This window comes from Deinococcus soli (ex Cha et al. 2016) (genome assembly GCF_001007995.1).
Lineage (GTDB): Bacteria > Deinococcota > Deinococci > Deinococcales > Deinococcaceae > Deinococcus > Deinococcus soli.
The window spans coordinates 2,810,838-2,824,611 of sequence record NZ_CP011389.1 but is presented as its reverse complement, the minus strand read 5'-3'; the positions used below and the strand labels follow the sequence as shown (position 1 = coordinate 2,824,611).

Sequence of the window (13,774 nt, the reverse complement as noted above, 5' to 3'; positions counted from 1 at the left end):
ACCCCCAGCCCGGGGGGCCACCCCAGGTGAGACGGGGCCAAAAAGAAAAACCGGGGCGCTCGGCCTCCGGGATTTCATGCTAGCACGTCCTGGCCCGGTCAGGGCGCCAGGGTGCCCACGTTGCGGGGCGCGACGGTCACGCGCTGCACCCAGGTGGCGGGCGTCGCGGCGGGCCGGGCGGGCAGGGTGGTGTCGCGGCCGCGCACGGCGCGGTTCAGGCTCAGGTTCATGGTGACGCGCACCGTGCCGGGCGCCTGCGGGACCGGCGTAACCGCGTCCAGCAGCGCGGGCAGGCCGGGCACGGCCGGCTGCACGTAGTCGAGCAGCAGGGTGGCCGCGCCGTTCAGTCCGCCCGCCGCGAGGTTCTGCGCGCCCGTGACGGTGGGGGGCGTGACGGCGTTCAGGACCTGCGTGAATTCGGCCAGGACCCAGCGGTCGTCGTTGCCGGGGTCGGCGCCGGGGTTCGCTTCGGGGGGCGCGGCGGCCGTCCAGTCGGCCCGGCGGACGGGGTAGTACGCGCGGAAGGTGTAGCAGGCGCGGCGGGTGTCGGCGGTGGTCAGGGCGCAGCCTGCCACGGGCCGTTCGGGCGCCTGGATGAACGCCAGGATGGGCACGCTGCCGCCGACCGTCCAGCTGCCGCCGCCCGGGCGGGTGGTGGAGTAGTGCGCGGGCAGGTTGATGGCCGTGCCGTTCGGGTACACGTACGCGGCCTCGCGGGCGCCCGCGAGCAGGTAGTTCGCGGCGACCTGCTGTTCGAGCAGCAGGTCGTTGCGGATCTGCAGGTCGCTGGCGCTGCGGCTGCTGCTGACGAGCAGGCTGCCCGCCGCGAACAGCACGAGCAGCGCCAGCGCGATGCCGATGAGCAGTTCGGTCAGCGTGAAGCCCTGCGTGGGCGCGGCGGCGTGGGGACGGGGAGGGGTCATGGGCGGGCCACGTCCACGTTCAGGGTGCTGGCGGTGCCGTTCACGCTGACCTGCACGCTGATGCGCCGCGCGGGGCTGGGGTCGGGCGGGTGGCCGGTGCAGGTGGAGTTCAGCGTGACGGTCGCGGCCTCGGCGCCGCTGAGGTCGAGGTTGTGGAGGGTGACGGTGGTGCCTGCGGGCAGCGGCTCGGTGGCGCAGCGCTGGTCGTAGTTGCCCACGTTGAGCCAGTCGCCGCGGATCGCCTCGACGACCTGCTGGGCCTGCTGGGTGGCGCTGACCTGCTGGCTGCTCTTGCGGGTCAGGCCGAAGAAGCTGGTCAGGGGGCTCAGGACGACGACGGCGATGACGCTCAGCAGGAAGACGCCGACGAGCACCTCGACGATGGTCAGTCCGGCGGTGAGGGGTTCAGTTCGCATTCAGGATGACCTTTCCGGTCAGGCCGACGATCCTGACCTGCATGAGTCGCCCGCTGGCCGGGTGGCGCAGCGTCCAGATGGTGCCGGTGCCGTCGGTGACGCCGCTGGGCGCGCGGTACTGCACGGCGGCGGCTGTCTGGGCGCTGACCTGCACGCCGCTGGGCAGGTTGCGGGTGCGGGTGTCGGCGCCGCGCGTGACGGTGTACGTGCTGGCGTTCAGGGTGGTGGTGACGGTGGTGCTCTGCCCGCTTTTGAGGGTGGCGCTGCGGGCGGCGCGCAGGTCTGCGCTGATCTGGGTGGCGGCGTCGCGCAGTTGCGTGGCGCGCAGGTTGCCCAGCAGGGACCACCCGAAAATGCCCGCGATGATGCCCAGGATGGCGATCACCAGCAGCAGTTCCAGCAGCGTGAAGCCCTGGGTGTGAACGCGGGTCATGGGGCCTCCGAGACGGTGTCGCCGCGCAGGTCGATAGGCTCGGTGGGCTGGGTGGTGCCGGTGGGCGTCGTGACGAGCGCCATGGTCCACGTGCGCGAGGTTGGGAAGAACGGGGGTTCCACGCCGGCCAGGGTGCGCGGGTCGAACACGAAGTTCCGGCCGTACCCGGTCTGCTGGACGTTGCCGCTGGTCGTACCGAACGCGCCGTAGTAGTTCTCGATGATCCCGCCGATCAGGTTCACGTTCCCCATGGGGGCGCCGGTGCCGTACCCGCTAACCTGCACGGCGCCGGTGCCGGCCATCATGACCGCGTGGATGTTCGGGTTGTTGCCCAGCCGGGACGTGGCGTCCACCTTCGGGCTGATCAGGTTCACGTTGCCGGTGCTGGAGTAGATGCCCAGGATGTTCGTGGCGTTCAGGTTCGCGCAGGTGGCGGGGGTGACGCTCCCGTCGGCGTTGCGGGTGTGCTGGCCGGTGCAGGGCGGGTCGGCGTAGGTCAGGTCGCTGGTGATGTTGATGTTGCCGGTGGCGGCCAGGGTCAGGCCGCTGAAGGGCGCGACGGCCGCGCCGACCGGGTCGGGTCCGGCGTTCAGGCTCGCCACGGCGCCATTCACGTACACCACCCCGTTGAAGTCCGAGGCGGGGCTGCCGGGGGCGATGCTGCCGTCGGCGGCGCGCACGGCGGGCACCCAGGTGCCGCTGCCGTCCTGGATGCGCAGCTTCCGGTTGGTGCCCACGGCGAGGTTCACGGTGACGCCGGCCTCGGTGGTGTACGTGATGCGCTGGCTGTCCTGCCCGGTGACGGCCGCGCGGTACAGCTGGAGGTTCGTGACGTTCCCGGGGATCAGCACCCCGCCGGTCTGTGCGGCGGCCGCCTGGTCGTTGCCGTTGACGGGCAGCTGCATGAACGGCGCGTTCCACGTGACGCCCTGCGGGAAGCTGGGGGCCACGTCGGGGTTGCCGGCGCAGTCGGGGTTGCCCGCGTAGCAGTAGGTGGGGGCGTCGGGGCTGGGGGTCATGGCGGAACTGGCGGTGAAGGTCGTGTCGAAGTGCGCGCCGGGCTGGGCAGCCACGGCGCAGACGTCGCCGGTGGCGGTCGTCTGGATCTGCCCGGCGGGGCAGCCGGCGCTCGTGACGGCGCCGCCGAACCAGGGTTTGCCGATGAAGCGGAACTGGCCGTTGGTGTGCACGGGGCCGCTGAACATGGTGCGGCTGGTGAAGGTGATGCGGCTGCCGGCCGCTTCGGCCTCGGGAGAGGCGAAGTGGTGGTTGGTGAACAGGGCGTTCGGCGCCAGCGACGGCCGCTGGATGACGAGGTTCAGGCCGGGCTGCTCGGCGCGCAGGCGGACCTGCCGGGTGGTGGTGCCGGCCGCGCCGGTGATCTGCGCGTCGGGCATGCTGAAGAACAGGCGGTACTCGCTGACGCCGCTGCGGGTCAGGCGGGTGGGGCGCAGGCCGTACGTGGCGGCGTACGTGGCGCCGCTGGGGGTGCCGTTCAGGCTGGTGCCGGCAGCGCCGCTGAACATCTCGCGCCAGTACGCGGCGCGCTTGGCGTCGGTGCTGCCGTCGAGTCCGGCGGCGGCGAAGGCAGCGGGAGCGACGGCCCGCACGAGCAGGCGCACGCGGGCGTCACCGGCCTCGTTCAGGCCGCCGCTCAGGGCGCTCAGGTCGCAGACGTCACTGCCGACCGCCACGGCGGGCATGCTGCTCAGGCCGCAGATGGCAGCCAGGTCGCTCAGCACGAGGGGGGTGTCGGCGGGACTGAACTGCGCGCTGCGCAGCAGGGTGCTCATGACGCGCGCGCGCGCCTGGATGAGGGCGGTACCGGATTCGGCGGCCAGCTGGGCGCGCAGCACGCTTTCCTGGTCGCTGCTGGAGCGCCGGGCCGAGAGGGTGACCTGCGCGGTGACGCTCATGATCACCGCGAGGAGCAGCATGACCAGCAGCAGGGAGACGATCAGGGTGGCGCCCTGCGTTCGTTCGGAGGACCGCATGAGGCCAGTATGAAGATCCGTCTGCGAAAAATCTCACCCCCAGCCCGGGGTGTCCGGCAGGGTGGGTCGGGTCTTGGCCGCGCCGCACCGGAATGTCATACTTGTTGACCCACTGTTCACTCATGGCGCACTGCTCGGCCAGGCGGCAGGCAGCCTTGTAAATGGGTAGACAGTGCACTGCGCCACTGAGCGCCGGGCCCCCTCATCCACCGGGTCTTCGGGCGGCGGTCCGGAGACCCCGCGCTCAGCGCCCGCGGATACGTTCGAGCAGCGCCGTGCAGCGTTCTTCGCGCTGCCGGGTCGCGGCGCGCTGCCACGAGGTCGCGGACCCCACGGCGTAGAAGCGGTCGCGCGCGCGGGTCAGGGCGGTGTACACGAGGTTGCGGCTGAGCATCGGCATGTGCGCCTCGTGCAGCACGCCGAGCACGGTGCCCCACTCGCTGCCCTGCGCGCGGTGGACGGTCAGCGCGTACCCGAGTTGCAGGTTGAACAGTTCCGCCCCGGCCAGTTCGACGATATTCCCGTCGAAGTCCACGGTCAGGCGCGAGCCGTCGGCCTTCAGGACGGTGCCGACCGTACCGTTGAAGACCTCGTTGGTGTAGTCGTTTTTGGTCTGCACGACGATGTCACCGGGCCGCGCGTGCGAGTCCCCGATACGCACGCCGCCCTCACCGGGGTTGAAGAGGCTCTGGAGGTGGTGGTTGAGCAGCTCCACGCCCAGCGGGCCCTTGCGCATGGGGGTCAGGACCTGCACCTGCGTGGGGCCGCCCATGTCGCGCACGAGCAGCGCCACGCGCCGGGCGCCGACGTCCGGTTCGGTCTCCGTGAGGTTCAATCGGGGGTCGCCCCAGGCGGGGGCCTGCCCGTGCAGCAGGCCGTGCGCGGCACGGATGATGGGGTTCTCGGCCGCCTGCCGGTACACCTGCGTCAGGCGGACAGTGGGGGCCGTCTGGGTCAGGGCATGCAGGGGCAGCCCGGCGTCCACCGGGGGCAACTGATCGGTGTCACCGACCAGCAACACCCGCGCGCCCGGCGCGACCGCCGCGAGCAGCGAGAGCATCAGGCCGTCGCCGCACATGCTGACCTCATCCACGATCAGCAGGTCGTACGGGGCGGGTTCGAGGTGGTTGTGCCGGAAGCCCGCCGGGCCGTACCCCAGCAGGCGGTGAATGGTGCTCGCCGCGCGGCCCGTCACCTCGCCCAGGCGGCGCGCGGCCTTGCCGGTCGGGGCGCACAGGCCGACCTCCAGCCCCAGCTGCTCGGCGAGGTCCGCGACGGCGCGGGTGGTGGTGCTCTTGCCGGTGCCGGGCCCGCCGGTCAGGACCACCAGCCGGTGCTCGGCGAGCAGGTCCAGCACGCCCGCCTGCTCAGCGGACAGGCCCTTCGCCGCGCCCTTCGGCACGGTCCACTCGTCCCCGGCGGGGGGCGTGGCGATCAGCGTGCGGATCAGGCTGGCGAGTTTCTTCTCGGCGCGCAGGGTGGGCGGCAGGTAGATGCGGCTGGGGTCGTGCAGCGCGTCCTCGGTGTCCAGCAGCGGGGGCGTGTCGTCGCTCAGGCGACCCAGTTCCACGGCCGTCTCGACGGCCAGCCGGGCCTGCGCGGGCGTCACGCGGGTGTAGTGCACCACGCCCTTCTCCGCGCGGGCGCGCGGCAGGTACGAGTGCCCGCCCTGCTGCGCCGCCTGTTGCAGGGCGTACACGGCCGCGGCGGTCAGGCGGCGAGGGTCGTCCAGCGCGCCGCCCTGCGCCTGCCACAGCTTGTCGGCGGTCAGGAACCCGATCCCCTCGACCTCGGTCAGGGTGAAGAGGTCGGCGGTCAGGCGTTCCAGGGCGGCCTCGCCGAAGTGTTTCACGGCCCGCTGCGCCTGCGTGATGCTCAGGCCCAGGCCCTGCAACCCGGCCAGCAGGCGGCGTTCCAGGCCCTGCTGCGACCAGCTGGAGGTCATCTTGTGCAGCGTGCTGGCCGTCACGCCCGGCACCTGCAGCAGTCGGTCCGGGTCGCTCTCCAGGATGTCGAAGGTCGCCGCGCCGAACGTCCCCGCGATGCGCCCGGCCAGGACCTTGCCCACGCCGCCCACCCGCGCTTCCAGGTACGCGGCGATGCCCGCCTCGGACAGGTCGGCGGGCTGCGCCTCCAGCACGAGGTTCAGCACGCGGTACTGGTAGCCGTACTCGCGGTGCTCCTCCATGAGCACGTCGGCACTGAAGGTGTCCCCGGCCTCCAGGGGCGGCATCACGCCGATCACGGTCGCGTCGGGGTCCTCGCCCTCGGCGTTGCGGATGCGGGCGGTCATGACCGTGAAGCCCGAATCGGCGCGGAACCGCACTTTATTCACGCCGCCGGTCACGCGGAACGCCTCGGTTGGAACGGCAGCAGACATCGCCACTCAGCATAGCGCGGGGCGGGCACTCCGCCTGTGACGGAATCCGCCCGCCGCGGTCCCGCCTGCGGTGGCAGACTGCGGCATGTGAGTGACCTTCCCCAGTCCCTGACGGCCAGTACGCAGGAGCAGGCGCGGCTGCTGCTCGACCCGGCGCTGCTGACGCCGCTGGGGCACCTGCTGCGCGGTGAGGTCAGTGCGGCCCAACTGGCCCGCGCGTGCGGCCTGAGCGTGCAGCAGGCGCATCACCGCCTGACCCGGCTGCGCGCGGCGGGGCTGGTGGTCGTCACGCAGGAGCAGCCGCGTGCCGGGCGGCCCGTGAAACGCTACCGGGCGGCGGCGCAGGCGTTCCACGTGCCATTCGCCCTGACGGACCACGCGACCCTCGCGGACCTCGTGGCGGGCCTGCACCGCGACCTGCTGGCGCGGCAGCATGAGCGGGTGGGGCGGATGCTGGCCGCGCAGCCGGGCCGCACCCTGAACATCCACCTGAACGCCCGGGGTCAGGTGACGCTGGACTTCGACGGGTTCGAGGACGTGCTGGACAGCGCCATCAGCGCGCACCGCCTCGCGTACCTCAGCGCGGCGGACGCGCAGGAACTCGACGCGAGGGTGCAGGCCCTGTTCGAGTGGCTCGACGAGCACGCCCAGTCGCGTGCGGACGGCCTCGTGCCGCGCCTGCTGGGCGTGTTCCTCACGCCGGGGGACGGGTGACCTTCAGCCCTGCGCGGCCAGCGGGGTGGGCGGGGCGTGGTCGCGGCGCAGCAGCGCGGCCCAGCCCACCGCCGCCAGCAGGGTGAGGCTCCCGGCCGCGGCGAACACGGTGCTCACGGGCACGCGGTCGGCCACGGGCGCGAGGAGCAGCATCGCCAGGGGCATGCCCGCCATGCTGACCATCCCGAGCAGGCTGCCCACCCGGCCGTAGTAGGCGGGATCGACGCGCTTCTGGAAGATCATGCTGATCGAGAGGTTCAGCGCGGCGTTCACGAGGCCCATCACGAACGCTAGGACGTACATCTGCGCGGGCGTCTGCGTCAGGCTCAGCAGCAGGACGGTCACGCCCAGGGCGGCGAAGGCGGGCGCGCTGAGGCGGCGGGCGTCCACACGGTCCCCCAGCGCCGCCATGGCGAAACTCCCGGCGGCCAGTCCGGCCAGCAGCAGCCCGAAGAACAGCCCGAAGCCCTGCGCTCCGGCACCCAGGGCGGTCATGCGGGCGGGCATGAGCATCTCCATGGGGGCGAACGCGGCGTTCAGGAAGAATGCCAGGACCGGCAGACCCAGCGTGAGGGGGCTGCGGCGGGCATAGTCCAGGCCCGCGCGGAAGGACATCCAGAACCCTTCCCCGGCTGGCGCGGCGCCGCGAGCGGGCAGGGTCACGAGGGGCAGCAGCGCGGCGAACAGCAGGAAGCCCAGGCCGTCGAAGATCAGAGCGGGGGCGCTGCCCATCACACCGACCAGCGCGCCGCCCCCCACCGTGCCGACCAGTTGCAAGACCTGCGTGCCCCCCTGCATCAGGCCGGTGGCGCGCTGCAACTGCTCGCGGGGCACGAGGCGGGGCGTGACGCCCATCGCGGCGGGCGAGTAGAACGCGCCGATCAGGCCGGTCAGGAACGACGCCGCGTAGACCAGTTCCAGCGGGACGGGGCCGCGCAGGGCCAGCAGGCCCACCGTGAGTTGCAGCGCGCCGCGCAGGACGTTGCCCAGGATCAGCGGGACCTTCAGGGGCAGGCGGTCCACCAGCGTCCCGAACAGCGGGGACAGCAGCCCGGGCAGCAGCGCCAGCGCGAGGTTCACGCCCATCTTCCCGGCGCTGCCGGTCTGGTGCAGCACCAGAAAACTGGTGGCGATCCCGGCCAGCGCGGTGCCCAGGGCGCTCTGGGCGCTGCCCAGCCACCACAGCAGGAAGGAACGGTTCCACAGGCGGTCCGGGGCGGGGGTGGTCATGCGGCCCAGCGTGAACCGGAAGCTACTCCGCGAACCAGGGGGCGCGCGGAGTAGCAGGGGACCGGACTCTGGCTTCAGCGGCGGGTGAGGCGGCGCAGCCAGCGGGGCAGGCGGCGGGTCGTGCGCTGGACGAGGGCCACGTCCCCGGTGGCCGTCAGGCGGCTTTTCGTGATGAGGTCGAGGTCACTGCTGTACATGGGCCTATATTCGCAATGAACCGGCGTTTTCACCATGATAAATGACCTTTTGAATGCTTATAAGCAGGTATTCTTTTTATGTGCAGGAGAGGTGATCCAACGTCGCCCAGACAGACCATTCGCCAGGTCATTGGATCACCCGACTTCCCAAACGGCAACCCCACTGCATATTCAGCCGTGTATATTCGTCCTCCCATAGCTCCACCTCTCCCCTGCGTGGCGGCGGGCGGCCATTCTTTCGGGACGCCCAGGCCCACCGTGCTATTTTTTCCGTTATGCGCGTACTTCACACCGCTGATTTTCACGCGGGACGTTCCCTGCGCGGCTTCGACCGCACGCCCGAGGTACACGACGCCCTGACCGAGATCGCCGCGCTGGCCCGCACCGAACGGGCCGACGTGGTGCTGGTGTCCGGCGACCTCTTCGACACCGCCAACCCCAGCGCGGAGGCCGAGCACGCCGTGTTCGACTTCTTCCTGCGCCTGCGCGACCAGGGCATCCCCAGCGTCGTGATCGCCGGGAACCACGACAGCGCCGCCCGCCTCGCGTCCGTCACCGGGCTGCTGGGCTGGGTGGGCGTGCAGGTCGTCGCGCAACCCACCGCGAACCCGGCCGACATGATCCGCACCATCGAGACGCGCGGCGGCGAGCGGCTGGTCGTGGGGGCACTGCCGTACCTGTCCGAACGGCGACTCGTGAAGGCCGCCGACCTGCTGGGCGGGGACACCGGCGCGTGGCGACAGAAGTACCGCGAGGGCATGGGCTTCTTCCTGCGCCGCCTCGGCGAGGGCTTCACGGGCAGCAGCGTGAACATGCTCATGGCCCACGCGACCATGGACGGTGCGGTGCCCAGCGGCTCGGAGCGCACCATGCAGTTCGACCTGACGAACAGCTACACCCTCTCCGGCCTGCAACTGCCACCCGGCGCGCAGTACGTCGCGCTGGGGCACGTGCACAAGCCGCAGCAGGTGTCCGACGCGCCCCCCGCGTACTACCCAGGCAGCGTCATCCAGCTCGACTTCGGCGAGGCGGGCGAGAAGAAACAGGTGAACCTGATCGAGGTGGAGGCCGGACGCCCCGCCCGCGTCCACGCGCTGCCGCTCGCCAGCGGCCGCGAACTCCGCACCCTGCGCGTGGACCTCGAACACGTCGAGAGCCGCCTCACGCAGCTCCAGGGCTTCGGCGGACTGCTGAAGGTCGTCGTGCGCGCCCCTGCCGGAACCGCCCTGCCCGGCCTGAAAGACCGCGTGCTGACCCTCGCGCCGAACACCCTCGCGGTGGACCTCGACGCTGTGCAGGAGGACCTCGCCCTGCCGGAACTGAAACGGGAGGGCCTGAGCCTCATGGAACTCTACGAACGCTACCACCGCGAGAAACGCGGCGAACTGCCGGGCGACCTGCGCGCCGCCTTCCAGGAAGCGGACGAACTCGCCCGCACCGAGGAGAGCGCGTGAAGAGGGTTGATATTCGAAAGTTGATGGTTGATGGTCTGACCTCTATCAACCATCACCCATCAACCATCACCACGCCGGAGGCGAACCAATGAGGCCCATCCAGCTGGACATTCAGGGCTTCACGGCGTTCCGGCAGTTCACGAGTCTGGATTTCGGTGATCTGGAGTTGTTTGCGCTGGTGGGGCCGACGGGGAGCGGGAAGAGCAGCCTGCTGGACGCGATGACGTTCGCGCTGTACGGGCAGACGGCGCGGCTGGGCGCGTCGGGGCTGGACGCGCTGATCTCGCAGGGCGAGCGGGGCCTGTCGGCGGCGCTGACCTTCGAGGTGGGTGGCGTGACGTACCGCGCGTCGCGCACGAAGGGACGGCGGCAGGCGGAGAACGAGGTGCGCTTCGAGCGGCTGGATGACGATGGCCGCTGGACGAACCTGTCCGACGGTGGGATGAAGGTCATCAACGAGCGGATCCGGCGGGTGCTGGGCCTGGACTTCCGGAATTTCGCGCGCAGCGTGATGCTCCCGCAGGGGGAGTTCTCGCGCGTGCTGCACGGCACCGGAAAGGAACGGCAGGCGCTGCTGGGCGAGCTGACGGGGCTGGATCACGTGGCCGCCATGCAGCGCGTCGCGTCCGACCGCGCGAAGGAACTCAAGCACGAGGCCGGGAGTCTGAACGCCGTGCTGGAGGGCGAGTACGCGGGCGTGACCCCCGAGGCCCTGGCCGGGCTGCGGGTCGAGCGGGAGCGGACGGACGCGGACGCCGAACGCCTGACCGACGAGCGCGAACGCCTGACCGGGCAGCAGTTGCGCCTGCGCGAGCAGGAGCGGGTCTGGAAGGCACGCGAGGACACGGCGCGGCGTCTGACCTCACTGGAGGCCCGCGCGCAGGGCGTGCAGGAGGGCGCGGCGCGGGCGGCGCGGGCACGGCGCGTGGCGGGCGTGCTGCCGCTGCTGGACGCCGCCGAGCGGGCGCGGATCGCCGCGGCGCGTGAAGCGGGCGAGCTGCGGGGCGCGCAGGCCGCCGCCGACTCGGCGGAACAGGCCGCGCAGGGGGCCGCCGCGACCCTGGAGGCCGCGCAGGCCGCCGAGGCCCGCATCCCCGAGCTGGAGGCCCGCGCCGAGGCCCTGCGCGACGCCGAGAGTGACGTGGCGAGGCTGCGCCGCGCGGGCGGCAAACCCGACGCCACGCACGCCCAGCCCCTCTCCTGGGACGAGGACGCCTTCCTTGCCGCCCGTGAAGGCGCACAGCGCGCCGAGAAGGCCCGGCAGGAGCGGGTGTTCGTGCAGACCGAGCGGGTCAGCCTGAAGGCCGCGCTGGACCGTTTCGCCAGTGAGGAACGCGCGCAGGCGCAGGAGACGGCCGAGCAGGAGCGCGTGAGGCGTGAGGGCACCGACGCGAAGGCGGCGCTGGAGGCCGCGCAGGGGGCACTGGACGCCGCGCGGCTGGAGGCGGGTCTGGCGTCGTACCGCGCGCACCTGCATGTCGGGGACGACTGCCCCCTGTGCGGGCAGCCCGTGCGGACGCTGCCGGACGCGCCACGTGCCGATCTGGGCGCGCAGCAGGCGCAGGTGGAGGCCCTGACCCGCACGCTGGACGAGCGGCGCACGCGCTTCACGGACCTGCGCGCCGCGCTGAAGGCCCGGCAGGCGTGGCTGGACGAGAAACGCGCCGAGTACCGCAACTGGGACGAGCAGCTCACCGCCCGCGAGACCGACCTGCGCGCCGCCGAAGGACTGGTGACGGGCGACCCGCAGTCGGAAATGGCCCGGCTGCTGGCCGGACTGGCCGCCCGCGTCCGCGCGGCGGGGCCCGATCCAGCCCGCGCGCGGCAGGCGGCCCTGGCCGAGATCACGGCCCTGCGCTCGCGCGTGCAGGACGCCCAGGGGACCCTGGCCCGCGCGCAGGGCGACCTCGCCGCCGCCGGGGCGACCCTGCGGGGCGTGCAGGCGAACGCCGAACGCCGCGCGCAGGAGGCGCAGGACGCGCAGACCAGCCTGGACGCCGCCCTGCGTGACCTGAACTTGGACGCCGCGCAGGCGCGCGCGGCCGCCCTGCCCGAGCACGACATCGCCGCGCTGGAAACCGCCGCCCGCACCCACGAGGCGGACGTGGCGCAGCTCCGCTCGGCATTGGCCGATCTGGACCGGCAGCTGGGCGCCGCGCCGTTCGACCCGGCGCACCTCGCGCAGGTCACGCGCGACCTGACCGCCACCGACGCCGCCCTGACCGCCGCGCGAGAGCAGGCCGGGCGTCTTGCGGAGCAGGAACGGCAGCTGCGGGAACGCCTGGAGCGCAAGGCGGACATCCACGCCCGCGCGCAGGCCGCGTCGCGCGCACTGGACACCTGGCAGACCCTCACGAACAGCCTCAAGGCGAACGAGTTCCAGCAGTTCCTCCTCGCGGAGATCGAGGCGCAGCTCCTGACCCGCGCGGGCATCCTCCTGCACGAGATCAGCGACGGCCGCTACCGCCTGGCCCTCCAGGACGGCGAGTACGTCGTGCAGGACCTCTGGAACGCCGGAGAGGTGCGCGGCGTGAAGACCCTGTCCGGCGGCGAGACGTTCCTCGCGTCACTGTCCCTGGCGATCGCCCTGAGCGACTACCTCGCGGGGAACCGCGTGCTGGGCGCACTGTTCCTCGACGAGGGCTTCGGCACCCTCGACCCGCAGGCGCTGGAGGCCGTGGCGAACGCCCTGGAGAACCTGCGCACACAGGGCCGCATGGTGGGCGTCGTCACGCACGTCGAGAGCCTCTCCGAGCGCCTCCCCAGCCGCCTTCTGGTCACCAAGAGCGTGGCGGGCAGCAGCGTGCAGCGCTTCGACCTGTAGGGAAAGTGGGGAGTGGATCGGTTGCCTTGGCACTCCATCCACTTCCCACTTTCTCTTTCCCACTCCCCGGTTACGCCGCGCCTTCCTCCCCGTCGAGTTTCGCGAAGATCATGCGGCCCACGTTGGTCTGCACGTTGTTCACGACCACTACGCGGGTGGGTTTGCCCCGGAACCTGATGGCGTCCTCCACGACGACCATGGTGCCGTCCTCGAGGTACCCGACCCCCTGGTTCTTCTGCTGGCCGCCCTTGCTGATCGTGACGGTCAGGTGGTCCCCAGCCTGCACCTGCGGTTTCAGCGCGACGGCGGCCTCGTGGATGCTGAGGATCTCCACGCCGTGCAGACGGGCGATCTTGCCGAGGTTGTTGTCGTTCGTGACGATCCGCGCGCCGCTCTCGCGGGCCAGCCGGATGAGTTTGTCGTCCGTGGTGGGCAGGCTGGGGTCGTCCCAGTCCTCGATCCGCAGGGGCCGCAGGGCGCGCAGGTCCTCCAGAACGGCCAGGCCGCGTTTGCCGCGCGTGCGTTTCTGCGCGTCGTGATGATCGGAGAGCGTCTGGAGTTCCCGCAGGATGAACGCCGGAACGACGAGTTCCCCGTCCAGGAACCCGGCACGCAGCAACTCGACGATGCGCCCGTCAATGATGACGTTGCTGTCGAGCAGCCTGCTGCCGGGCTTGCGGCGCACCTGCGGGAACGCCAGCAGCCCGAAGTTCTCGGCGTTGCGCAGCGCGAACGACACGAAGAACACGCCCAGCACAACTGTGACGATCAGGTTCCAGATCCAGGTGTAGAACGGCACGGTGCGCAGCAGGCTGCTCAGCAGCACACTGACAAGCAGCGCCACGATCAGCCCGAAGGTCGCGGCGGCCACCGCGCGGGGCGACAGGCGAGCATACCAGCGGGCCAACCGCCCCAGGAAGCGCATGAGGCCCTGCTCGATGCGCGGCGCGAGCAGCAGCGCGGTGAGCATCCCAGCCAGCATCAGGCTGAGGGTATTGACCATGCCCAGTTCCTCGGACTGGGTCGTCGCCAGCCCCCGCCCGGCCAGGAATCCCAGCATCAGCCCCAGCAGCATGGTGACAATACGAATCAAGAGCACGTTCCCCAGTCTATCGATTCCGGGTCTCGTAGGTGCCCTACCTGCTCGGAACGGCCACTGACGATTCGTGGCTCAGGCCGGGACACACCATGACTGCCCATCCAGCGGAC

At 71.5% G+C, this 13,774-nt stretch carries 11 protein-coding genes; 3 read left to right on the top strand and 8 right to left on the bottom strand.

Annotated elements, in window-relative coordinates; genetic code table 11:
• Positions 1 to 98: 98 nt before the first annotated feature.
• From SY84_RS13715 to SY84_RS13695, 5 genes are all read right to left on the bottom strand, one after another.
• On the bottom strand, positions 99 to 923 hold the full coding sequence (locus tag SY84_RS13715) for a prepilin-type N-terminal cleavage/methylation domain-containing protein (protein ID WP_046844471.1): 825 nt from the start codon (positions 921 to 923) through the stop codon (positions 99 to 101).
• Positions 920 to 1,339 (bottom strand): type IV pilus modification PilV family protein, encoded by a 420-nt coding sequence (locus tag SY84_RS16040; RefSeq protein WP_052751174.1) that lies wholly within the window; start codon positions 1,337 to 1,339, stop codon positions 920 to 922. The genes SY84_RS13715 and SY84_RS16040 overlap by 4 nt, the downstream gene beginning before the upstream one ends.
• Entirely contained in the window at positions 1,329 to 1,772 is a 444-nt protein-coding gene (locus tag SY84_RS13705; RefSeq protein ID WP_046844470.1) for a GspH/FimT family pseudopilin, read from the bottom strand. The genes SY84_RS16040 and SY84_RS13705 overlap by 11 nt, the downstream gene beginning before the upstream one ends.
• Positions 1,769 to 3,766, bottom strand: a complete 1,998-nt coding sequence (locus SY84_RS16035) for a DUF4900 domain-containing protein (protein WP_052751173.1) — start codon at positions 3,764 to 3,766, stop codon at positions 1,769 to 1,771. The genes SY84_RS13705 and SY84_RS16035 overlap by 4 nt, the downstream gene beginning before the upstream one ends.
• 244 nt (positions 3,767 to 4,010) lie before the next feature.
• Positions 4,011 to 6,146, bottom strand: coding sequence for an ATP-dependent RecD-like DNA helicase (locus tag SY84_RS13695; protein ID WP_046844469.1), 2,136 nt, complete (start codon positions 6,144 to 6,146; stop codon positions 4,011 to 4,013).
• Between the two features lie 87 nt (positions 6,147 to 6,233).
• On the opposite strand from SY84_RS13695, the gene SY84_RS16030 reads away from it, so the two are divergent.
• Positions 6,234 to 6,860 (top strand): ArsR/SmtB family transcription factor, encoded by a 627-nt coding sequence (locus tag SY84_RS16030; RefSeq protein ID WP_052751172.1) that lies wholly within the window; start codon positions 6,234 to 6,236, stop codon positions 6,858 to 6,860.
• 3 nt (positions 6,861 to 6,863) lie between these two features.
• Here the strand turns inward: SY84_RS16030 and SY84_RS13685 are convergent, their stop codons facing one another.
• Positions 6,864 to 8,090 (bottom strand): MFS transporter, encoded by a 1,227-nt coding sequence (locus SY84_RS13685; protein ID WP_046844468.1) that lies wholly within the window; start codon positions 8,088 to 8,090, stop codon positions 6,864 to 6,866.
• Positions 8,091 to 8,164: 74 nt separating this feature from the next.
• On the bottom strand, positions 8,165 to 8,287 hold the full coding sequence (locus SY84_RS17040) for a hypothetical protein (protein ID WP_256444734.1): 123 nt from the start codon (positions 8,285 to 8,287) through the stop codon (positions 8,165 to 8,167).
• 275 nt (positions 8,288 to 8,562) lie between these two features.
• Between SY84_RS17040 and SY84_RS13680 the strand changes: the two genes are divergently transcribed.
• Entirely contained in the window at positions 8,563 to 9,741 is a 1,179-nt protein-coding gene (locus SY84_RS13680; RefSeq protein WP_046844467.1) for an exonuclease SbcCD subunit D, read from the top strand.
• 88 nt (positions 9,742 to 9,829) lie between these two features.
• Positions 9,830 to 12,565 (top strand): AAA family ATPase, encoded by a 2,736-nt coding sequence (locus SY84_RS13675; protein WP_046844466.1) that lies wholly within the window; start codon positions 9,830 to 9,832, stop codon positions 12,563 to 12,565.
• Positions 12,566 to 12,635: 70 nt separating this feature from the next.
• Here SY84_RS13675 and SY84_RS13670 read toward each other — a convergent pair whose 3' ends face one another.
• Entirely contained in the window at positions 12,636 to 13,664 is a 1,029-nt protein-coding gene (locus SY84_RS13670) for a PIN/TRAM domain-containing protein (protein WP_046844465.1), read from the bottom strand.
• Positions 13,665 to 13,774: the final 110 nt, after the last annotated feature.